Annotated in this window: 21 protein-coding genes; 8 read left to right on the forward strand and 13 right to left on the reverse strand. The window is 55.9% G+C overall.

Annotation, left to right across the window (positions count from 1 at the left end; genetic code table 11):
* The first annotated feature begins 14 nt into the window (after positions 1–14).
* Entirely contained in the window at positions 15–1,547 is a 1,533-nt protein-coding gene (locus tag RMR16_RS17670; protein WP_320198622.1) for a UxaA family hydrolase, read from the forward strand.
* A 12-nt stretch (positions 1,548–1,559) separates the two neighbouring features.
* On the opposite strand, the gene RMR16_RS17675 is transcribed toward RMR16_RS17670, so the two are convergent.
* From RMR16_RS17675 to RMR16_RS17730, 12 genes are all read right to left on the reverse strand, one after another.
* The gene (locus tag RMR16_RS17675) at positions 1,560–2,555 is read right to left on the reverse strand and encodes a GntR family transcriptional regulator (protein WP_320198623.1); all 996 of its coding nucleotides are present in this window, start codon (positions 2,553–2,555) and stop codon (positions 1,560–1,562) included.
* Between the two features lie 263 nt (positions 2,556–2,818).
* Positions 2,819–3,748, reverse strand: coding sequence for an aldo/keto reductase (locus tag RMR16_RS17680; protein ID WP_320198624.1), 930 nt, complete (start codon positions 3,746–3,748; stop codon positions 2,819–2,821).
* 219 nt (positions 3,749–3,967) lie between these two features.
* Positions 3,968–5,065 (reverse strand): Gfo/Idh/MocA family protein, encoded by a 1,098-nt coding sequence (locus RMR16_RS17685; RefSeq protein ID WP_320198625.1) that lies wholly within the window; start codon positions 5,063–5,065, stop codon positions 3,968–3,970.
* Positions 5,066–5,075: 10 nt separating this feature from the next.
* Positions 5,076–6,086 carry a Gfo/Idh/MocA family protein gene (locus RMR16_RS17690; protein ID WP_320198626.1) on the reverse strand — a complete coding sequence of 337 codons (1,011 nt, stop codon included), beginning with the start codon at positions 6,084–6,086 and terminating at the stop codon, positions 5,076–5,078.
* Positions 6,087–6,284: 198 nt separating this feature from the next.
* Positions 6,285–7,343 (reverse strand): ABC transporter ATP-binding protein, encoded by a 1,059-nt coding sequence (locus RMR16_RS17695; protein ID WP_320198627.1) that lies wholly within the window; start codon positions 7,341–7,343, stop codon positions 6,285–6,287.
* The gene (locus RMR16_RS17700) at positions 7,327–8,436 is read right to left on the reverse strand and encodes a Gfo/Idh/MocA family protein (protein ID WP_320198628.1); all 1,110 of its coding nucleotides are present in this window, start codon (positions 8,434–8,436) and stop codon (positions 7,327–7,329) included. Before RMR16_RS17700 ends, RMR16_RS17695 begins: the two co-directional genes overlap by 17 nt.
* A 5-nt stretch (positions 8,437–8,441) precedes the next feature.
* Positions 8,442–9,215: a carbohydrate ABC transporter permease gene (locus tag RMR16_RS17705; RefSeq protein WP_320198997.1), complete on the reverse strand. Its 774-nt coding sequence runs from the start codon at positions 9,213–9,215 to the stop codon at positions 8,442–8,444.
* Positions 9,216–9,300: 85 nt separating this feature from the next.
* Positions 9,301–10,203 (reverse strand): carbohydrate ABC transporter permease, encoded by a 903-nt coding sequence (locus RMR16_RS17710; RefSeq protein WP_320198998.1) that lies wholly within the window; start codon positions 10,201–10,203, stop codon positions 9,301–9,303.
* 46 nt (positions 10,204–10,249) lie between these two features.
* Positions 10,250–11,539: an ABC transporter substrate-binding protein gene (locus tag RMR16_RS17715; RefSeq protein ID WP_320198629.1), complete on the reverse strand. Its 1,290-nt coding sequence runs from the start codon at positions 11,537–11,539 to the stop codon at positions 10,250–10,252.
* A gap of 107 nt (positions 11,540–11,646) precedes the next feature.
* Positions 11,647–12,591: a LysR family transcriptional regulator gene (locus tag RMR16_RS17720; protein WP_320198630.1), complete on the reverse strand. Its 945-nt coding sequence runs from the start codon at positions 12,589–12,591 to the stop codon at positions 11,647–11,649.
* 228 nt (positions 12,592–12,819) lie between these two features.
* The gene (locus RMR16_RS17725; protein ID WP_320198631.1) at positions 12,820–13,806 is read right to left on the reverse strand and encodes an aldo/keto reductase; all 987 of its coding nucleotides are present in this window, start codon (positions 13,804–13,806) and stop codon (positions 12,820–12,822) included.
* Positions 13,807–13,816: 10 nt separating this feature from the next.
* Entirely contained in the window at positions 13,817–14,587 is a 771-nt protein-coding gene (locus tag RMR16_RS17730; protein ID WP_320198632.1) for an SDR family NAD(P)-dependent oxidoreductase, read from the reverse strand.
* A 107-nt stretch (positions 14,588–14,694) separates the two neighbouring features.
* On the opposite strand from RMR16_RS17730, the gene RMR16_RS17735 reads away from it, so the two are divergent.
* The gene (locus tag RMR16_RS17735) at positions 14,695–15,639 is read left to right on the forward strand and encodes a LysR family transcriptional regulator (protein WP_320198633.1); all 945 of its coding nucleotides are present in this window, start codon (positions 14,695–14,697) and stop codon (positions 15,637–15,639) included.
* A gap of 136 nt (positions 15,640–15,775) precedes the next feature.
* On the opposite strand, the gene RMR16_RS17740 is transcribed toward RMR16_RS17735, so the two are convergent.
* On the reverse strand, positions 15,776–16,537 hold the full coding sequence (locus RMR16_RS17740) for an IclR family transcriptional regulator (RefSeq protein WP_320198634.1): 762 nt from the start codon (positions 16,535–16,537) through the stop codon (positions 15,776–15,778).
* 123 nt (positions 16,538–16,660) lie between these two features.
* On the opposite strand from RMR16_RS17740, the gene RMR16_RS17745 reads away from it, so the two are divergent.
* The 6 genes from RMR16_RS17745 to RMR16_RS17770 all read left to right on the forward strand — a co-directional run bounded on the left by RMR16_RS17745 (position 16,661) and on the right by RMR16_RS17770 (position 22,755).
* Positions 16,661–17,638: a mannonate dehydratase gene (locus tag RMR16_RS17745; protein ID WP_320198635.1), complete on the forward strand. Its 978-nt coding sequence runs from the start codon at positions 16,661–16,663 to the stop codon at positions 17,636–17,638.
* Between the two features lie 5 nt (positions 17,639–17,643).
* Positions 17,644–18,576, forward strand: coding sequence for a carbohydrate ABC transporter permease (locus tag RMR16_RS17750; RefSeq protein WP_320198636.1), 933 nt, complete (start codon positions 17,644–17,646; stop codon positions 18,574–18,576).
* Positions 18,577–18,580: 4 nt separating this feature from the next.
* Positions 18,581–19,423: a carbohydrate ABC transporter permease gene (locus tag RMR16_RS17755; RefSeq protein WP_320198637.1), complete on the forward strand. Its 843-nt coding sequence runs from the start codon at positions 18,581–18,583 to the stop codon at positions 19,421–19,423.
* A 28-nt stretch (positions 19,424–19,451) separates the two neighbouring features.
* Positions 19,452–20,735, forward strand: coding sequence for an ABC transporter substrate-binding protein (locus RMR16_RS17760; protein ID WP_320198638.1), 1,284 nt, complete (start codon positions 19,452–19,454; stop codon positions 20,733–20,735).
* A 70-nt stretch (positions 20,736–20,805) separates the two neighbouring features.
* Positions 20,806–21,549, forward strand: a complete 744-nt coding sequence (locus RMR16_RS17765) for a ribonuclease activity regulator RraA (RefSeq protein WP_320198639.1) — start codon at positions 20,806–20,808, stop codon at positions 21,547–21,549.
* Positions 21,550–21,672: 123 nt separating this feature from the next.
* Positions 21,673–22,755: an ABC transporter ATP-binding protein gene (locus RMR16_RS17770; RefSeq protein WP_320198640.1), complete on the forward strand. Its 1,083-nt coding sequence runs from the start codon at positions 21,673–21,675 to the stop codon at positions 22,753–22,755.
* Positions 22,756–22,790 lie beyond the last annotated feature (35 nt).

Here is a 22,790-nt window from a genome sequence, read left to right on the forward strand (position 1 = left end):
TCTGGAAAGCGGCCATGTCCATTTCGAACTCACCGGTAATCCTCCTGAACGCCATAGACGACGTAGCTGTGGCGCGTGCCATGGTGAAAGCAGGCGCCGAGACGGGAATTGATGGCCTTGTCGCGGCGGACCAGATTCCGCGGGGTCACAAAATTGCGGTACGCGACATCCCCACCGGGCAGGAAATTCGCAAGTTTGGCCAATCGATCGGAATTGCCACGCAGTTCATTCCAGCTGGCGGGCATGTTCACCTCCATAACCTTGCCGTCATCGAATCCGAACATCAGCATCAGTTCAGCGTCGATATAGAGGAAAAGGGGATGCTGCCCGAGGCCGAGCGCCGCACCTTCATGGGCTTCGATCGCGGAGCCGGCGGCATCGGCACACGCAACTTTATCGGCATCATCACTACTGTGAACTGTTCGGCGACGGTCTCCAAAGCCATTGCCACGCACTTCAATCGGACAGGTGGGCTTGACGGTTTCGACAATGTCGACGGCGTTGTTGCGCTGACCCACGGGGGCGGCTGCGCGATCAATACCAAAGCCGAAGGCTACCTGATGCTGATCCGCACGCTGCAAGGCTATGCACGGCACCCCAATTTCGGTGGGATCCTTATGATTGGCCTTGGCTGCGAGACCAACCAAATTGGCCCGATCCTCGAACATTTCAAGCTGGAAGAAGGCAAGCGCCTGCGCACCATGACCATCCAGCACCTCGGTGGTACGCGCAAGACGATCGAAGCGGCAAGCGAGATGATCCGCGATATGCTGCCGGAGGTAAACGCTGCCAAACGCACGCCACAACCCCTGTCTGGCCTGAAGGTGGCGCTGGAATGCGGCGGTTCGGATGGCTATTCCGGCATTTCCGCAAACCCGGCGCTCGGCTACGCGTCCGACCTGATTGTGCGCAACGGCGGCACGTCCGTTCTGGCGGAGACCCCTGAAATCTACGGTGCGGAGCATCTGCTCACCCGCCGTGCGGCGACCCCGGCAATTGCCGAAAAACTTCTGTCGCGGATCGACTGGTGGCGCGACTACACACAGCGAAACGGTGCCGAACTCAACAACAATCCGTCACATGGTAACAAGCTGGGTGGCCTGACAACAATTCTGGAGAAGTCACTGGGTGCTGTTGCCAAGGGGGGCACAATGCCATTGAAAGCCGTCTACGAATATGCCGAAATTGTCACCGAGCCCGGCTTCGTTTTCATGGATACGCCCGGATATGATCCCGTCGCTGTCACGGGCCAAGTTGCTGGTGGCTGCAATGTCATCTGTTTCACGACAGGCCGCGGCTCCGTCTCGGGTTTCAAACCCGCGCCTTGCATCAAAATATCCACGAACACGGAAATGTATGAGCATATGCAAGAGGATATGGACATAAACTGCGGTGGGATCGTTACTGGCGAAGACAGCATCGAAGCGGCAGGCGAGCGGATATTCGAAAGCATCATCGCCGTCGCATCCGGCAAAAAGACGCTGAGCGAGATTTACGATTATGGCGATAACGAATTCGTTCCGTGGCAGGTCGGCGCGGTGACCTGATCCGCGAAACGATCAGATGATGAAGCTGCAATCGTCCGGCTTATAGGTTTTGCGCACGGTGGCCGCCCGCTCAACCACCTTCGGTTGGGAGCCATGAATATGGCTGCGCATCGCCAGGACGAGACCTTCCTTGTCGCGCCGCTTCATCATTCGGAAAACGGCGATATGCTCGGCGAGAAACGGTTCGTATTCCGGCATTTCCATTTGGATGCCAAGCACATGCTTGCTGAGCGTGAGAATGCAGTGGGTACGCTGGAGTACGCTCAGAAGCTCTTTGTTGGGGCAAGGCTGGATGCTGCGAACATGCAGATCGAGTTCGAGATCATACATCGTTGCAGCCGAGACCGCTGGGTAACTCTCCAATGTCTGCGAAAGCCGCGTCAGCATCCTGTCGATATGGTCATCGGGCACGGCATCCATGGCCCGTGCCAGTGCCAACGGCTCGATATGTTCCCGCACTTCGTAAAGATCGGCAATACGGCACTCGTCGAGGGGTACGATCGACCAACGAAAGCTGTCGTCCTTTTCCGTGATGCCCAGAGTTTCCAGCTTGAGAAGAACGTCTCTTGCTACAGTGCGACCCACGCCATAGTAGCGCGCAAGCTCCAACTCGTTGATACGAAACCGCCCGAAGAAGGATCGATAGACAACGATCCGTTCTACATCCTCGTATAGCGCTTGCCACGCAAACAGCGGTCTTTCCTGCGCGTCAACGAGGTGTCCAAGGCTTTCCGTAATATTGATGCGTCTGATCTGCGTCCCTGCCGGGCCGACGACAAATCCACGGCCATCGAAACGACTGATAAGGCCATCTTCGGCAAGCAGTTGAAGAGCCTGCCGCACCGGTGCACGACTGCTTCCCAAAAGCTCTGCCAGAGGCGCCTCCGTCAGTACGATACCCGCAGGCACCCGCCCTTGGGAAATATCGTCCCTCAGTCGTGAATAAAGCTCTTCGTAAAGGCTCCGCTTCCGTTGGTTTTTTGTGTGCTGGTGATCAGAAACAGTCATTTTACGCAGGCGTCCTTGGTCGCCAGTTTTTTCCGAACGAATCAGAAGTGCCTGCCTTGCGGTTCATGTCACGTAAATTCCTCAATAATCCGGCGCAGAACGTCGAGCTGATTTTTCAACCAAAATATGACTATTGTCGGCAATATATATTTATACTGAATTTCTTCAACATTTTAAATGCTATTCAAACGTACGATCAGCAATACCGCCGCCTTAGCCAGAAAACCAAAACTCGGTATTTGCAGAGCCTCTTCGACTGGAGGTTAGGGCAATGTATAGCCAGCGGAGGTGAACAGACGATACCACTCCTCACGCGTCAATGAGACGTCCGCGCCGGCAGCCGCGTCACTGACACGCTCGGGAGTGGTCGTTCCGAGAACCGTTTGAATGTTCGCCGTATGGCGCGCGATCCATGACACTGCGATCGCCGATGGTGACACGCCGTATTTTTCTGCAAGTTCGTCGAGCACAATGTTCAACTTTGGAAAATTCTCACGGTCGCCTACGAAGACGCCTCCGAAGAACCCTCTCTGGAAGGGTGACCAAGCCTGTAACGTCATATCATGGGTGCGACTGTAGTTGATGATATCACCGTCCCTGTCCACCGATTGGTCAAGACCTGCCATGTTTGCGGCTATGCCAAACGCAATCGACGGGGCGTGGGCAATGCTCAACTGAATCTGGTTCGCAACGAGTGGCTGGCGGACTGCCGTTTTGAGAAGACGTATTTGGCCCGGCGTGTGGTTGGACACACCAAAATGCCGAACCTTACCCGAATTGTGCAGCGTCTCGAATGCTTCTGCGACTTCCTCTGGCTCCACCAGTGCATCAGGGCGATGCAGAAGCAGGACGTCGATGTATTCGGTCTTGAGTGCCGCCAGAGAACCATCGACGCGCTGCAAGATATGATCTTTGGAAAAATCGAAGAATCCAGACCGAATTCCAACCTTGCTCTGCACCACGACCTCTTCCCGCTCAGAGGCCGACATTTTGACCGCCGTTCCGAAACGCGCCTCACACTGGTGAGGCACATCGCCATAGATATCGGCGTGATCGAAAACGTTGATCCCGCTATCCTTGGCCGCTTTGTAGAGCAACCGAATCTGATCGTCTGTCAGCGTGGCGATGCGCATGAGGCCGAGAATGACGCTCGAGACCTGAACGCCGGATTGAGCCAGTTCGAATGTTTTCATGATCTGCGTTTCCGATTTTTCCGCTGACGACCAGTCACATCAGGCGGACGTGTTTCCAATATTGTAACGACGAAATGACGTGCAAGCACCGTGCATCGCCTGTCGCTGGTCCACCAATGAACCAAGTCGACAGGCAAGCGCAAGAGGAGGTCCACCCGCCTTTCCTTGCAATGTTTGCAACCTGATTCCAATCGTAGTCTTGGGCACTGCTATTGAAACCTATGCCGTCGTGACGATGCGGCGCTCTTCCTCGGGAAGCCAGGACCGATAAAGCGGATGTTCGGCCGTAATCGGCATCTGCGTCGGCGTGCCGGTTCGTTGCGAATGGTAGGCGGCGGTCACGAGCTCCAGCGAGTTGCGGGCATCTTGAAGGGTCACGGGAGGCTCGCCGCCGTCTACGACCGACCGATAAAAGAGCTCAAACTGGCGGGTATAGCCGTCCTCTTCGGGCTCGTAAGCCGCAAGCGCGTCATCGACCCGTTTTTGATGCTCCTCGTTGCCCGCAACAAAGGTCCAGGGGTCGCGACCCATCGTGTATGGCTCGACAATGCTTTCGGCCACCAGATCCTCAAAGCAGAAGCGCAGGCGTGAGATTTCCTTTCGCGATCCTAGTGTCATCGACAAGGTTGCAAGCGAGCCATTCTGCATTTTTATGGAGATAGCCGCCGTGTCCTCCACCTCGATTGGATTAACCAAGGTCGCCCCATAAGAGAACACCTCGGCACAGGCACCGTGCACATAGTTCAACATGTCATGCGCATGGATGGCATGGCCAAGCAGCCCACCGCCAAGTTCGGTCTTCCATTTGCCACGCCACGGAACGGCATAATAATCCGGGCCGCGCCACCAATGCGTTTCGATCGTCGTGAGAAACGGACGACCGGCGAGGCCGAGATTGATCAGACGCTTCAGCTTTTGCAAACCGGTGCCATAGCGGTACTGAAAAATGGGCATCAGTTTCTTACCGTTTGAACCGGCAACAATGCGGCTCATCTCATCAACCTCGGCAATAGAGCCAAAAAGTGGCTTCTCGCAGATGACGTGCTTGCCGGACTGGATGCTCTTGCGGCAAAATTCGAAGTGCGAGCCTGGTGGCGTCGAGACGTCAATGATATCGAGGTCGTCACGAGCGAAGAGTTCATCCGTGTTCTGCGTATACTCGGCAATACCGTGTTTGGCGCAAAGATCCCTCCCCCGGCTCTCGTCCAGCGAGCACAGCACGGGAACCTCGAAAAGATCCTTGTTCCAGTCGTAACCGATCAGGTGTCGCGCAGCGATGCCTGCACCGATCACGCCGACGCGTAGTTTTCTTGTCATGACAATCCTCCTATCGTTTACCCAGGCTTGCGGCATTGGTCTGCGCTTCCAGGGAAAGGCGGCAAACCTCATAGACATGCGCCTGCGTCATCGTGGTTTCCGTCCGATCACGTACATCGGCAGCAAAAGCCTCGAAATAATCGAGCTTTTCGTCGCTGCAATCGATGTAGGTGTTTTCCTTGCCGTTCACGAGGAAGAGATGATCCTTGCCCGGGCGGCCCGAGATGTCGATGTATTTACGAAGCTCGATGTAGCCTTCGGTGCCGAGAATGGTCAGGCGGCCATCGCCCCAGGTTGGCAGTGCATCCGGCGTGAACCAGTCGACACGGATGTAGCCGGACGCCGTGTTCGAGCGCAGCAGCACTTCGCCGAAATCCTCGAAGGCTGGCTTTTCCGGCATGCCGAAATTACCGATCGAGCTCGCCACGACCTCGCCGCTCGTTGAACCGGTATAGAACAGGAACTGGTCGATCTGATGAGAAGCGATGTCGACGATAATGCCGCCAAAGGCATCTGGATCGAAGAACCAGTCCGGACGGGTGGGAAGCTGTAGGCGGTGCGGACCCATGCCGAGCGTCTGTATGACCGTGCCGATCGCACCTTCTTTGATGAGCTTGCCTGCCTTGACTGCGGAGCGCACGCAATGGCGCTCGGAAAAGCAGATCGAAAAGATTTTACCGGTTTCGGCCACCGTTTTTTTGACGTCTTCGAGTTGTGCGAATGTCGTGACGCCCGGCTTGTCGGTCATCACATCTTTTCCGGCCTTCATCGCGCGGATCGCCAGTCCGGCCCGGTCTCGCGGGATGGCGGCTATGCAGATCACATTGATCGAGGGATCGGCGAAGATCGTCTCGCGATCGATCTGCGGTACATCCGGATAGGTCTTCTGAAAATTTTCCAGAAGCGCCGGAACGGACGTTTTCGGGCAATAGCCGACAAACTCGGCGCCAGCCGCAAGGAGGCCCTTCACGTGATCGAACGTATGCCCATGATCGATTCCGACGACGGCAAATCTCAGCATTCTTGTACTCCTTCCAGTGTAAGCCCGTCTGGGCCTATCCAAATCATTATAAATCTTTGAGAGGTTTTGCGAACCGTTGAGCGACCAAGCCTGCCTGTACAACATTGGAGATTGTCGTCAGGCCGGTTGGTTCAACCCAGTTCCATGTGTGTCGCATCTTCGCAATCTCCCTGCCGCCGGTGGCCGAGCCGTCGCTCACTAAGCGGACTGATGTTGCTGGTGGGACGCTCTGTCCCCATCGGCTGTAAAGAAGTGCGCATGAGCCGGGTCGAAATAAATTTCGATGCTGTCACTGACCGCGCGCTGGCCATTGAGAAGAACCGTCAACGACTGCCCATCACGCAGAGTGGCATAGACGACGGTTTGTCCGCCAAGGTTCTCGACAAGGTCGACCGAAGCGACACCAAGACCTTTTAGCGCTGGCGCCTTTTCGATGAGAAGGTGCTCAGGCCTTATGCCAAGCGTTTCCGCACTCCACCCTGCTCCGCCCTGAATGGACCCCTTTTCCAGCGACAGACCGGCAAGACGGAGAAAATTCATTTTCGGCGAACCGATGAACCCTGCGACAAACTGGTTTCGGGGATGATTGTAAAGTTCGAGCGGTGAACCGACCTGTTCGATGACGCCACCTCTCAGAACGACGATCTTGTCCGCCATCGTCATAGCTTCGACCTGATCATGCGTTACATAGATCATAGTGCTGCCGAGCTTGCGATGAAGCTTTGCAATCTCCACCCGCATCTGCACGCGAAGTTCGGCGTCAAGGTTGGACAGCGGCTCGTCGAACAGGAATATTTTGGGCTCCCGCACGATAGCGCGGCCGATTGCAACGCGCTGGCGCTGGCCTCCCGACAATTGGCGAGGCTTGCGTTTCAACAGCGGTTCGATTTGCAGAATGTCTGCTGCATGTCGAACACGAGTTTCGATTTCCGCCTTGGGCGTGCGTACTGTCTCAAGCCCAAAGGCCAGGTTTTTGTAGACGCTCATATGCGGATAAAGCGCATAGGACTGAAATACCATCGCAATACCGCGCTCAGCCGACGCAACATCGTTGACGCGTGCGCCATCAATCATCAGCTCTCCATCCGTTATCTCCTCAAGACCGGCGACCATCCGCAGGAGTGTCGATTTTCCGGAACCGGACGGACCAACGAAAACGGTAAACTCGCCAGGGTTGATTTTGAGGTCGACACCGTGAATGACTTTCAGTTCACCGTAGGTCTTGCTGACCTGTTGAAGCTCAACCGTGGCTGACATTTTGAACCTCCATGGGCGTGCGGGCATGAGCAGGAACCCAATTGTGATAGGTTTCGTGTTCCGACGAGATGGGTAGAGTCACATCATTGCCATTCCACGCCGACTGGTAGAACGCCGTCACCAGTTCCAGTGCACGCCTGGCGTCTGTGGTGCTCACCGGAAGCGGCCCCTGGCTCGCAACCGAATGATAGAACCGCAACAGCTGGGTTTGAAACCGCGATGGAATATGGACCCAGTTGGCAAGAACCGCTTCGATGCTGGCTCGCGCCCGTTCGTTTCTCGGTAATATCTTCCAAGGCCGGTCTCCCGGATTGTAAGGCGCCAGATCGCTTTCGAAGGTCACGTTCTCAAAGGCCAGCCGGATGCGGCTGATCTCATCTGCGGAACCGAGGGTGGCGGTGAAGCTGCCAAGCGCGCCACTGGACAGCTCGACCGAGGCGGAAACACAATCTTCCACCTCGATGTCATTGACGCGCGTGGCGACCCTTCCGAAGACGCGGGTTATATCGCCCATCAAGTAGGTAAAAATGTCGTGCTGGTGGATGGCATGGGTCATGAGCACGCCACCCAGTTCCGTGGCCCAGCGGCCCCGCCAGGGAACCGAGTAGTAGTCGGCATCGCGGCGCCAGAACGTTTCGACAGAGCCGACATAGGGGCGACCCGCGATACCGGCGTCGATGATGGCCTTTGCCTGTTGCACACCGTCGCCAAAGCGATACTGGAAGATCGGCATCAACCGGCCCACAGACGCTTTCTCCTGCTCGATCACCATATCCATTTGTGCGAGCGACCCAACGAGAGGTTTTTCGCAGATGACATGTTTGCCAGCCTTGAGAGCTTTGATAATCATGGGCAGATGGAGCTGCGGAGGTGTGCAGATATCGATGACGTCGATGTCCGGCATGTCGAGCAGCGCGTCGAAGGACTGCACCGTCGTCTTGATGCCGAAGTCGTCTGCAATCTTGCGGCTTTTCTCCGCATCCAGGTCACAAACCACTTTCAAATCGAAGAGGTCGGCATTTGGGATGTAGCCCTCCTCAATATGGCTGCGTCCGATGCCGCACCCGACGAGGGCGACCGATAGCTTTTTCATGGGGATCACCGTTTCATGCCAGTGGTTGCAATGCCCTCGATCAGAAGGCGTTGGAACACGAGGAAAAAGAGAAAGACCGGAACGAGCGTCAAAACCGACATGGCGAACAGACTACCAAAGTCCGAGACTCCACTTGAATCCGTAAATGTGCGCAAGCCCAGCATCACAGTGTATTGGCGCATATCGCTCAGGTAGATCAGGGGGCCAAGGAAGTCGTCCCATGTCCAGATGAACGTGAAGATCGCCGCGGTCGCCAGCACCGGGGTCGATAACGGAAGCATGATCCGCCAATAGATTCGCCAGGCAGAGCAACCGTCCATCATCGCCGCCTCGTCGAGTTCTTTTGGAAGGCCGCGAAAGAACTGGACCATCAAGAAGATGAAGAAAGCGTCGGCAGCTAGAAACTTCGGAACGACCAATGGCAAAATGGTGTTCACCCATCCAAGGCTGCGGAACAGCACGTACTGCGGGATGAGGGTGACCTGATAGGGCAGCATCAAAGTGATCAGCATCAGCGCAAAGCAAATCTTTCGACCGCGGAATTCGAGGCGAGAAAAAGCGAAGGCGGCCATCGAGCAGCTCAGGACGTTGCCGATAACCGACAGAATCGAGATCGTCAGAGAGTTGAAAAAGAACGTGCCGAAACTGACTTTGAGACCATTCCACCCTCGAATATACGCGTCGATGCTGAGGCTTGACGGGATGATGCTGGCAGACGTGAATATCTCGTTTTCCGGTCGCACGGATGCCGACAACATCCAGAGCAGCGGATAAAGCATTATCACCGATGCGACGACCAACACGACATGCGAAACGAGAGCGGATTTGGAGCGCGTGCCTTGACGGGCCGCAGGATAGGACTTGCTATTCATCGTAATGAACCCAATACCGGCTGGTGAGAAATGCGAACGCGGTGAATGAAGAGATCAGGAGAAGCAACACCCACGCCAGGGCGGACGCGTAACCCATGCGGAAGAAACCGAATGCCTCCTGGTAGAGATAGAGCGTGTAAAACAAGGTCGAGTTGACGGGATTGCCCATTCCACCCGATATGATGAAGGCTGGGGTGAAGCTCTTGAACGCGTCGATCGTCTGGATGATGGCATTGAAGAAAATCACCGGCGTCAACAAGGGCAATGTTATCCGCAGGAACTGACGAACCTTGCCCGCTCCATCGATGCTGGCCGCTTCATAGACATCAGCCGGGATTTGGCGCAGTCCGGCAAGGAAAACGATCATCGGGGAGCCGAATTGCCAGACAGAAAGGGCAACCAGGGTCCACAACGAATAAGAGGGATTGGAAATCCAGCTTGGTCCCTCAATCCCGAAGATTGCGAGAAACTTGTTTACCAAGCCGTTGCCGGCGAAAAGCTGGCGCCACAGGATGGCAACGGCCACGCTCGCCCCCAGAAGTGACGGCAGATAGAACATGGCGCGGTAGAGCGAAAGCCCGCGAATGCCTCTGTTGAGTAGCAGTGCGACGCCGAGAGCAAAGGCGAGTTTCAACGGCACCGAAAACAGCACAAAAGAGAAGGTCACCCGCATCGAAGTCAGAAACTTCGGGTCCGAGGAGAACATCCGCACATAGTTACTCGCACCCACCCACTTTGGGCTGGTGAGAAGATCGAAATTCGTGAACGAGAGGTACAAAGACCACAGCATGGGGCCAACGGATAGCCCCAGAAATCCAATCGCCCACGGAAGAAGAAATGTGTACCCGGCGCGCTCGCGTGCTGAAAACCACAGGCGTGGCTTCCCCGCCGCCATCCCCTTGGGCAAAGGGATGGCCTGATCATCGATTTTTGTCGTCATGTCAGCCTCGGCTCAAAAGGTCGTTGGCCTGGGAAACGAGTGCGCTTCCTGCTTCGTCCGGCGTCTTCTGTCCGAAAGCAACCTCCTGGCTGAGCGTGCGAAGGATGGAGAGTTCGATCTCCCCCGCAGCCGATGGAGGGGACGGAGGGATCGGGCCGAGCAGATCTCCTAGATTGGCAACAAATTCCAACATCGATTTTTTCTCGTCGCCCAGGGTCGGAGCAAGAAAATCACGGATGGCTGCGGAACAAGGGATTCCGCGCTCCGTACTGACGGCCTTGGCGGCATCCTGATCATTGACCATGAAACTGATATATTTTGCCGCGTCCGCTTTGCTCTGCGAGGATGCTGCTATGGAAAACAACATCGCCGGCTTACGATAGTGGCCACCTCCCGATCCGGGAGCAATCCGCGGGCAGGCACCGAGAGACAGCTTGTCCTTGACGAGACCCTGATGCGCAATCAGCAGATTGGAATTCGAGGAAATCATCGCGGCTTTGCCGATCACCAGCATGGAGCTTTCGATCGATCCCGTGTCGAGCGCCTGATCTTCTGCGCCAGCACAGACACCAGCATCCCTCAATGCAGCCCATAATTTGAACCATTCAGCGCCGTCTGCTTCGTCAAACGCAAGCTTTCCGTCGGTCGTGTAGAGCGATTTTTTACGTTGGCGCAGCCAGTTCTCAAAAGCCGGCTCCAGACCAGACGAGTCGGCAGTGACTTTCATGCCGCCACGCACATTCTTGCTTTTGAACTTTTCTGCAAAGCCATGGAGATCGTCAAAGGTGAGTTCGTTGCCCGGCGCTTCAATGCCAGCCTCTTCAAACACCGCCTTGTTGATGATCAACGCGGAGGAATTCGCACCCAAGCTGACGCCGTAGAGTTTTCCACCCACCGATCCGCCGGCAATCTGATCCTTGTCGAAGTCTTCGAGCAGAAGCTCCTTGCCGACAAATTCGTCCAAGGGCGCTATGGCGTTGCGTTTGGCGTATTCCACGATGTACCGGTAGTCCATCTGGACGATGTCCGACGCATTACCGCCTGCGATTTGTGTCGCAAGCTTCGGCCAGTAGTCGTTCCATGAAAGAAATTCACTTTCCACCGAGATGTTTGTCTTGGCCGCAAAAATGTCCCCGGCCTTGCTTGTACGGTCAGCGCGATCCTGACCACCCCAGAAAATCAACCGCAGACGCTCGGCCTGCGCCGCCGCAAAAGGCGCTCTGAAAACGCTTGCCGCAGCCGCAATGCTTGTAAACTTCAGAAAATATCGCCGATTAAGCGAATATGTCATGGTAACCTCCCAGGCCGACAGCCGTTCTCCTCCAACAGAGATTCACTAGGTACCAAGGAATTACATATAAGAATAATACGATTTTAGCGACGAAACATAGATAAAATCTATGGGTTCTGATGAAGCTGGTCTTCCCGGCCAACAAGCGCGGCAGCGATAGCATGTTTGATTTCCGTAATCAGCTCGGCAACACGCTTATCGCTCGTTTCGTCCTCAGGAACGTAGATACCAACGGTTTCCCAAACAACTTCCGTTTCTCGAAGTTCGATTTCGCAAAGGCCGCGCTGGAGAAAAAAACTCTTCATAACAGTGGCATGATGGCAAACTGCGTCGCTGTTGAGAGCGAATTCGATGCAAGCGCTTAACGAATTGGACGCGAAAACATACCGGTCTTCCTGTAAGACACGCCCGACGTCCTCTCTGGAGTTCGCCTGCAAAAGCCGCCTGTGCCTTGTTTCCGGCAATCCACTCAGGACTTGCGGAAATGCCAATATCTCCGGGCGCAGCCGTGGCGCATCCAGAAGCAAGTGACCCGGACGCGCGAAGTAACTTAACCGCGCGCGCGCCAAAGGTATGAAGTTCGTACCGAAGTCCCGCGCCAGTCCAGGTATTTCGTGTCCAAGAAAAAGCGAAATCTCCCCAGCCAATAGCTGATCCATGCAATGCAATTGATTGCCAAAACTCACGTGCAAAGGGGCGGTGGGAAATTCTTGGTTCCGCTTGAACACGAGGTCGCGCAAAAACAGAAACCACCATGAATAGCCGGTGCCGATGCTCAAACCGCGTTCAACCCCAATGCGCTGCGCTTCCAGGGACTTCAACGTGTTGTCGTAAAGCCGGCGCATCATGCGCGCATTCTCAAAAAGCGTCTCACCATAGGGTGTCAACGTCGTGCCCTTGGACGAGCGCGTCAACAACGGCACACCCAAGCTCTCCTCGAGTTTCTTCATGTTGAAGGTCAGGGTAGGCTGGGTCACAAAGAGCGAGTTCGCAGCCTGACTAAAAGATCCAGTTTCTGCAATCGCCAAAAATTGCTGCAAAATTTTGTCCATGAGCGCTCTCAATCCGCGTGGTGATGTGATCTGAAGGCAAACATATACTGCCTTTGCGATAGAGTTGGCGCATTCGTCAGACAGGATTGTTGCGACCAGCCAGCCGATTGGCTAGGTAAAGGTCGACAAGAATATTGAAAGGGCGACCCTTTCAGGGTGGGATCGCCCAATCGCTCTGACATTTCCTGATGACCCTTCATACTTAATTCCAAAGTATGCTTAGTACGATCACCAGATCTGATGGACGTGAGACGCAATTCGGCTTTCGTAGATAGCTTTGAGCTTCTCCATCGCCGATGGCGAGATTGCAGCGAGACTGCTCCCCAAAGCATTGGCATGAGCCTGATCGGCGTTTTTGGCGCCTGGGATGACCGTGCTGACAGCCTCGTTCATGAGAATCCAACGCAAAGCGAACTGGGCCATTGTCACGTCACCCGGAACAAGCCTGCGGATATCTTCGACGACTTCTAGCGCCACGTCATAAGGGACGCCGGAGAATGTCTCACCCTTGTCGAACGCCTCCCCATTGCGATTAAATGCCCGATGATCATCGGCAGCGAAGGTGGTCTGGGCATTCATCTTGCCAGTCAACAGACCGGATGCAAGAGGAACCCGAACGATCACCGCCACGCCCCTGCGCTTGGCTTCGCGGAAAAATAGATCGGCCGGGCGCTGCCTGAAAATGTTGTAGATGATCTGGACGGACGCTACGCCAGGATATTCAATCGCCTTGAGGCCTTCTTCAACCTTCTCGACGGAAACACCGTAGCTTCGGATCTTCCCCGCCTTGATAAACGATTCCAGAGCTTCGAAAACGTCGGGGCGATAGTACACCTCCGTTGGCGGGCAATGGAGTTGAACGAGGTCAAGACAATCCGTTGCGAGGTTACCGAGCGACCTGTCAACAAACGAGACCAAGTTCTCCTTGTTGTAACCTTCGGACACGTGCGGTGACAGGCGACGTCCCGCCTTGGTGGCAACGAATGGCCTTTCGCCGCCACGTTCTTTCAGGACATCAGCAATGATCCGCTCGGATCGCCCGTCACCATAAACATCGGCGGTGTCGATGAATGTCGTACCTGCATCCAAGGCAGCGTTAAGCGCCGCCCGCGCATCCGTTTCGGAAACATCGCCCCACGAGCCGCCAATCGCCCATGCACCAAAACCGACGTCCGAAACCGAACGTCCCGTCTTACCAAATTCTCTATAGTTCATGTCTATCTCCTTATGGCATCAATTGTCCGCCGTTCACCTCGATGACCTGCCCGGTGATGTATCCGGACATAGCCTCAGAGGCGAGGAAGAGGAACGCTCCGACGCATTCCTCCGGCGTTCCTTCCCGTCCCATGGGGATGGTCACTCGCTGCGCGGCCATGACGTCCGCCGACGTATACCGGTCGTGGAATGGTGTCTGGATCAACCCAGGAGCAACCGCATTCACCCGGATTTTGTCCTTTATGAATTCCTTGGCCTGCCCTCGGGTCAGACTGCTGACGAAAGCCTTTGCCGCTGCGTAGAGTACGGCACCACCGCCACCGCCATTTCTTGCTGCGATCGACGTTGTGTTGATGATGAACCCACCCCCGGACGCAACGATGTGGCGGTGGGCCGCGACGCTTGCCTCCCAGAGTGACTTTGCATTCAGGTCCAGGACGCGGTCGAAATGCTCGGAAGTGGCTTCCGTGGTCGGCACTCGTCCCAACATTCCGCCCGCATTGTTGATGATGCCGTCGAGACCCCCGAGAAGACGTGATGCCTCCTCAACGACCTTTACGCCGATACCGGGAACACCCAGATCGCCCTGAACGAGCACGGTATTCTCAGGATGCTGGGCGTGAAGGTCAGCGGCGGCATCGCGGCTTTCGTTGAAGTGAATGGCGACGCGAGCACCCTGTGCCGCAAATGCCGACGCGACCGCCGCACCAATTCCCGTCGAACCTCCTGTTACGAGGACACGCTTGCCCTTGAGGTCGTCAAACACAAATCCATTGAACATCTTACTTCCTCCTCAAAGTTCTCATGACTTGTAATAGCAATTGCCAGGCCCAAAGCCGCATGTTTTATGATGAGCAGGATTCAATCTAACGATGAAGCAGAAGCATCATGGATTTTTTCGAGCGCGTCGATCTGGCGGATTTGAGACTCTTCACGACCATCGTGCGGCGGCAGAGCTTCAAATCGGCGGCGATCGAACTCGGCATGACGCCATCGGCTGCCAGCCACGCGATACGGCGTCTGGAAAGCCGCCTTGGCGCCAAATTATTGAACCGTACAAGCCGGGCCGTGGCACCGACGGATCTTGGCGTGGAACTCGCATCTCGACTTGCCGAAGGGTTTGATGTCATTGGCGCGGCCCTGCATTCGCTAAAAGCACCCGGCGCTGCCCGGTTTGGCGAGCTTCGCGTCAATGCGTTTGCCGATGCCGCCCATCTGCTAATCGCGCCTGCGCTGCCGGAGTTCGCACGGCAGTGCCCGGAGGTCAGGATAACAGTTGTCGTGGAGGACCGCCCGATCGACATTGTCGCTGAGGGATATGACGCAGGCTTCCGCTACGGCCATACCGTACCGGAGGACATGGTTGCCTTGGCCCTGACCGGCCCGCAGCGGTGGGTGGTTGCGGCGTCACCCGCTTACCTTCAGGAACGCGGCACTCCGAACGCCATCGACGACTTGGCTCAGCATACCTGCCTCCAGCTTCTTCTTGGCGATAACGCCGCATTCAGATGGGAGTTGTCGGATGGCGACGAAACCGTAAGGCTGCGCGTGCCGGGTTCGATCACTATCAATGACACGGCGACCACCATAGCGGTGGCAAAGGCCGGCCTTGGATTGGCATATTTGTTGGAGGCTCGGATTGCGAACGAAATCCGAAAAGGTACCTTGAAGGTGGTTTTATCCGACCATGCATCGGCAGGTGAGCCATTCCATGTCTATTACGATAGCCGCCGCCACGGCCATCCGGCCCTACGATCCTTGGTGAACATCATTCGCCAGCAGAACGGTCTCACCAGATTGTTTGACGAGCGGAGCGCCGTCGCCCACCTCTGAAGAACGGCGCGTCCGCGACGGAACCGTACCAGTGGTTCGGTTCGTGATAAGTGCGACTACAACGTGTCTGATGTCGCCATCCGCTTCGATTTTTCAACGCCAACAAAATCGTGAAGTCCGGCTGGGCGATAATCACTCAGATGAACCGGCGATATTCATCTGAAAGCTTGCGGGCGCCAACAATAGTACCATGGAGAATTGCTGCTCGGTCATCGTCGCTTGTCCCTGACATGAAGGGAACACTCAGCGCAGCGATCACTTCGGTGCCCGTGCCACGAATAGGCGCCGCGTAAGAGCATACGCTCAGACTATACTCGCCCGGATCTTCCGCCCACTCTCTTTCCTGGACAAGACGCATTTCATGTTCGAACTCATCCATATTGACGATGGTTCGCTCGGTGAGAGAGGGCCTGTTGTTGCCCAAAAGCCGCTGGCGTTGCGCATTTTCGAGATAAGCCATCAGGACTTTACTTGCGCCACCTGCATGGAGAGGCAAATATTCGCCGATGGTATAACTCATTGCATGAGGCGTGCGGGCGCTGGCTCCCGCAACCACCATGATTGCGCCTCTCTCAAACACCGAAATCTTGCATGTCTGGCCAATATCCAACGCAAGTTTGTCGAGGATTGGTTGCAGGAACCGCAGCCGTGAAATGAAGTCGGAGCCCGGCGTCACTTTTTCAGCGAGTTGTAACATCCTCCCACCGAACGCGAACCGGCCCGCCGAAACCTCCCTCAGCATACCGCACTCGGTTAGAGAGTTCAGCAATCGGTAAACCGTGGAACGTGCGAGCCCCGTTCTCTCGACCAGTGTGGTTTGCGACACCGCATCGCCGACGCTCTCGATGACCTCGAAAATCTGCATCATTCTTTCAATCGTCGGATTGCTGTTCGGCATGTGGCCTCCTGCGCCTTGACGGACGAGTAAATTTAGCGCTAATGTTCATATAAGAAGCATATTAGTTCATATATGAACATTTATGGTGTGTCCAGCAAAAAAATGCTGGTTTGGGAGGAAGTCATGAGAATTGCGATGTGCCTTGAGCCAGAGGTGAACTCCAAATGGCATTACGGCCGTGAAATGGGTGTTGTCGATGGCGTGACAATCCGGGACGTGACGTTGGATGTCCCTATATGGGAGCTGCCGACCTTGGCAAAGGTGCAGCAATCCTACGAGGACTTCGGCTTCAAGATCGGCGTTCTCGAAGGCTGGGTTCCGATGAACAACATCAAACTCGGCCTTCCCGAAGGTGAGGAAGAGATCGAACGCGTCATTCGAGTGATCGAAAACATGGGCGCGCTGGGGATCGAAGTGTTTTGCTATAGCTGGATGGCGGTCCACGGCTGGATGCGGACCTCGACAACGACACGCTTGCCCGGCGGGGCGCTGACCACCAGTTACGATCATTCCATTATCGAAAAAGACCACCGCTCCAAGGGTGAGGTTACTGTTTCGGAAGAGCTGCTCTGGGGCACTCTCGAAACCTTCATCAAGCGCGTTGCGCCGATTGCCGAAAAGGCTGGCGTCAAGCTGGCAATGCATCCCGACGACCCACCACTGTCGCCGCTCTTGGGCGTCGGTCGTATCATGCGCAGCGTAGAAGCTTTCGAGCGACTGCTATCGATTTCCGACAGTCCTGCCAACGGCATCACATTTTGCCAAGCGAATTTCGCAGCGATGAATGCCGATGTTCCGGCCACAATCCGACAGTTAGGCCGCGACGGCAGAATTCATTTTGTCCATTTCCGCGATATCGAAGGTGATGCCCATCACATTACCGAGACGTTCCACGGCCAGGGAAAGACGGACATGTACGCTACCATCAAGGCGTATCGCGACATTGGCTTTAAGGGCGTCATGCGTCCTGACCACGCCCCGGTGATGTGGGGTGAGCCCAATGCCAATCCTGGCTACGAGGGATTGGGGCGTATCTACGCGGTCGGCTACATGCGCGGATTGATGCAGGCGGCAGAAGCCGAAGCAGCAAGCACGAGGTAATCACCATGGCTACGTCATCGGTTCCAGCGGGCTTTTCCAGCCCGCCACTCCCCTCGCGCAAGCGTCGTCACAAGCCGGACTGGCTGGTCGCGTATCTTTTCCTCGCACCGGCTGCCGCAATCTTTGCAGCCTTCGTCGCCTATCCGCTGATCGATGGTATCTCGACGGCCTTTACCAGCCGTGCCGTCGCACAGCCAGGCGTCTTTGTCGGCTTCCAGAATTTCGCAAAACTGTTTGCCGACCCGCAGTTCCGGCTTGCAGCGTGGAACTCTCTGGTGCTGACGCTGGGCACGGTCGCAGTAAAGCTGGTTCTTGGCCTGACATTCGCGGTGCTTTTATCCCAGCCAATGCCCATGCGCGGTGTTATTCGTGCTTTGGCATTCCTGCCTTGGGCTGTCCCGGGCATGATCGCCAGTCTCTCGTGGAAATGGATTTTCGACGAACAGAGCGGCGTGCTCCAATATCTCGTCTTTTTGCTGGGCCTGTCCGATAAGCCGGTCTATTGGCTGTCTGATCCCTCGGTTGCCCTGTTTGCAGTGGCCATCGCTATGGTCTGGCAGGGCCTGCCCTTCTTTACGATGATGTTTGTGGCAGCGCTTGCCTCCATTCCGTCGGATCTCAACGAAGCTGCCGCTATTGACGGTGCCGGTATCGTTCGCCGCTTCTTCTCTGTCACGCTGCCGCAAATGCGTGGTGTCATGGCGGTGACCGTTATGCTGTCCACCATCTGGACATTCAACTCGTTCGAAATGGTCTTCGTGCTGACGGGCGGCGGTCCGGCAGGTCGCACGCACATCATGCCGACACTGGCCTATGACTTTGCCATCGCCCAGAGCCAGCTCGGCCTCGGTTCGGCGGTCATTGTCTCGGTCGTGCCGGTGTTCGTCATCCTGATCTTCCTGCTGACCAAACGCATGCTCAACCGGGACGGAGAATAAGACCATGGTGGAGAGAAAAAGAACCAAACTCATCCGCAACATCCTGACTGCAATCGGTATCGCGATCGCTTTGTTCTGGTCGTTGGCGCCGGTCTATTGGGTCGTCGTCACATCATTCAAAATCCCGCGTGAAATCTACGCACTGCCGCCCACCCTGTTTCCGCATGAGCCGACGCTGGAGAATTATCGGGAAGCCCTGTTCGGTTCACCGTTCCTGCGCTATCTTTTCAACAGTTTCGTGGTTGCCGTTGGCGTGACGCTGATCTCGGTATGCCTCGGTGCGCTGACCGCCTATCCCATCGCCCGCATGAAGTTCAAAGGGCGTGTCAACGCCGCGCGGCTTATCGTAGCTGCATATCTGCTGCCACCCTCGCTTCTATTCATTCCCCTGTTTCTGGTCTTGCAGAACCTCGGTCTGATCGATACGCGGCCCGGCCTCATCGTCGCCTATCTCACATTCACCGTGCCTTTCTGCACATGGATGATGATCGGCTACTTCCACACGATCCCTCTGGAGCTGGACGAGGCGGCGCAGATGGACGGCGCCACGCGTCTGCAAACGCTGATCCGTGTGGTGTTGCCGATTGCCACACCCGGCCTTGCGGTGGTTGCGCTGTTTGCCTTCACCCATGCCTGGAACGAGTTCCTGTTCGCTTTGGTCTACGTCTATTCGGATCAGGCAAAAACCTTCACCGCCGGTCTTTCGGGACTGGTGATGGGTGACACGTTCATCTGGGGCCAGCTCATGGCCAGCTCGGTTCTGGCGATCATTCCCATACTCATCATCTACCTTGGCGCCCAACGCTACATCGTCGAAGGACTGGCAGCGGGCAGCGTCAAAGGCTGACACTTTTTATCAACCTGAGGAGGACAACATGATAAAACTCAAAACGACCCTGATGGCATCTGTGCTGGCGCTATGCGCTGCTACGGCGGCAGGTGCAGCGGATCTCACCGTGTGGGGCTTGCAGGCGTTCAACAAGGACGCAGACGCGCTGATCGGCCAGATGGCGAAAGACTTTGGCAAGGCGAAGGGCATAGACGTTCAATATGTCGTCGTTCCTGCAAACGTTCTGACCGAACGTCTCGCTTCCGCCTTCGAAGGCAAGGCTGCACCTGACGCTTTCATGCAGCTAGGCCAGAATTCTCAATATTACGCGCAGAGCGGCCTGACCAAGCCACTGGACGACGTTCTTGCCGCCATGCGCGCCCGTGATGGCGGCGTATACGAAAGCGTCGTGCCGCAGGCCATGTATGAAGGTCATGCCCATTCCGTTCCGATCGAAATCGACCTTGTGCCGATGTTCGCCCGCAAAGATCTGATTGCCGAGACCGGACTGCCGGTTCCGGAAACATGGGACGATCTTCGCAAGGTCAGTCAGGCAATCATCAAGAAGAACCCGCAATATGTCGGCCTCGGAATACCGCTTTCCAACGCCAACGACGCTGAATCCCAGCTGCGTATGCTGTTTTGGTCCTTCGGTGGCGCGATGTTCGCCGAAGACAGCAAGAGCGTGACGTGGAACTCTCCTGAAACAGTGGCGGCATACCAGTTCATCAAGGACATGTATGAAGAAGGCACTATTCCGCGCAACGTCGTAACCTGGGATGACGGCGGCAACAACACCGCCTATCAGACGGGCCGGGCCGCGTTCATTATGAACCCGCCCAGCGTCTATTCCTGGATGGTGGAAAACGACAAGAAGCTGCTGGAAAATTCTGCTCTGATCAATATCCCGAAGGGTCCGGGCGAAAAGGGACGTTCGGCAACCTTGCTCGGTACCTTCTCCTGGCTGGTCAGCAGCCAGACGAAACAGGAAGCGCTTGCCAAGGAATGGATCCAGTATTTCTTCCAGCCTGAAAACTACGAGAAGCTGATCCAAACAACAGGCGGCCGCTGGTATCCAATTTTCCCCGCTCTGGCCAAGAGCATGCCGCTCTTCAAGGACAATCCATCTTTTGCAAACTTCGACAAGCTTGCGACAGACGGCCTGACGATTGGCTTCAAAGGCGCGCCGACACCGCTCGCGTCTCAGGTCTATACCGCAAAGATCGTCTCCACATCCGTGCAGCAGATGATCGTTGACGGCAAGTCGCCGAAGGATGCCGCAGCTTGGGCGCAGGCTGAAATCGAAAAACTGGCTTCTGCAAAGAAGTAATCATTGATCGCCGGGCGGAGATATCGTCCCGCCCGGCTCCCCACCCTCTTTTAATGATGCAGGATCTCCCATGCAGATACCAACAATTGTCCGCCCCTCCAAAGAACTGATCCGGGCGCTTGCCGAAATCGGCACCGCGACGCTGAGCGGCGAAATGAGTAAAATCGGCATAAGAGATGCGCATATCTGCGGGCCTGTTTCCGTCTCTCCCGGCAAGACCATTGCCGGACCGGCGCTGACGTTGCAATTTCTTCCCAAGCGCGAAGATGTCTATGACATCGATGAATACGGAAACCCGGAAGCGCAGATGCACCGACAGGTTCTGTATCAGGTTGAAGAAGGCGATGTCGTCGTGGTCGATGCACGTGGCGACATGCGCAGCGGCGTTTTCGGCGAGATGATGATTACCTACCTCCAGGGTCGTGGCGGGGCGGGCGTCATCGTAGATGGCTGTATTCGCGATACCCGCAAGGCGCGCGAAATCGGCCTGCCGATGTGGACCCGTGGCTCAACCCCCAATTTCCATACGCAGACCAGCCTTTTTCCACACGCCGTGAACGTTCCCATTGCTTGCGGCGGTACGCTGGTCATGCCTGGCGATATCATCGTCGCCGACGATGACGGCGCGATTGTCGTGCCGGTCAAGTTTGCCGAGCAGGCGCTGAAAATCGCGAGCGAACATTCGGAATGGGAAGATTTCTCCCGCCTTCGTCTCTCGCAGGGCGGCGATCTGCGCAAGTATTATCCCCTTAAGGACGAAGCGCGCGCCGAATACGAAGAATGGCGCGCGGCTCAATCCACCAAGGTTCAGTAAAAGACTAGAGCATTTCCAGCAAAAGTGCGCAGCGGTTTTGCGTCCGGATAATGCTCTAAAACATATAGATAGAGCATTTTCGCGTTTCGGAGAAAGGCGGAAACGCTCTAGCGGGAGGAAATCATGTCTGGAATTTCGTTACATCAAATCAAGAAGTCGTTCGGGGCCGTTTCTGTGCTTCACGGCATAGATCTCGACATCAGCAAGGGAGAGTTCGTCGTTTTTGTCGGGCCTTCCGGCTGCGGCAAATCCACGATGCTGCGCATCATCGCAGGTCTCGAAGAAATCACATCCGGCACGCTTAAAATCGGAAACACCGTCGTCAACGAGGTGCCGCCGGGCGAACGTGGCATTGCCATGGTTTTCCAGTCCTACGCACTTTATCCGCACATGTCGGTTTACGACAACATGGCCTTCGGATTGAAGGTGAGTGGCATGGCGAAGGGCGACATCGATACGCGCGTGCGCCGTGCCGCCGATATGTTGCAGCTCACGCCCTATCTGGATCGTCGCCCGAAGAACCTCTCGGGAGGCCAGCGCCAGCGTGTTGCCATCGGTCGTGCCGTTACGCGTGATCCGGAAGTGTTCCTGTTCGACGAACCCCTGTCGAACCTGGATGCCGCTCTGCGCGTTGCGACCCGCATGGAGATCGCCAGTCTGCATGAGGCGATGCCGGACACCACGATGATCTACGTGACCCACGATCAGGTCGAGGCGATGACCCTGGCAGACAGGATCGTCGTGTTCAATGCCGGACGCATCGAGCAGATCGGCTCGCCGATGGAACTCTACGACACGCCACAAAACCTTTTCGTTGCGCGCTTCATCGGATCGCCGGAGATGAACGTCATACCGGCAAAACTACAGAAAAAAGAGAGCCGCAGCGACATCGTAATGGCAGGCAACATCATCGATGTGACGGATCGAACCAGCCTGGCAGCGATGGCAGACAATTTGGAACTGAGTGCCGGCATCCGGGCAGAACACCTGTATCCCGCAACGGAAGAGACTGCCAGAATCAAAGGCAAGGTGGTCCATAGTGAAAAGCTGGGCGAAGTCACCATTGTCTATCTCGATATAGGCGGTTCCACATCCGTCGCGGCCAAACTTCCTGGCGTTGCTTCTCCTCGCAAGGGAGATGAGATCATGTTGACGTTCGACAACGCAAATCTGCATTTCTTCGGAAGCGACGGCTTGAGAATCTGAATGAAGTGGCAGTCTCGGTGCGTCTTCGCCTTGCG

The sequence above is a fragment of the Agrobacterium sp. rho-13.3 genome (genome assembly GCF_033957765.2).
In the GTDB taxonomy this organism is placed as follows: Bacteria; Pseudomonadota; Alphaproteobacteria; order Rhizobiales; family Rhizobiaceae; genus Agrobacterium.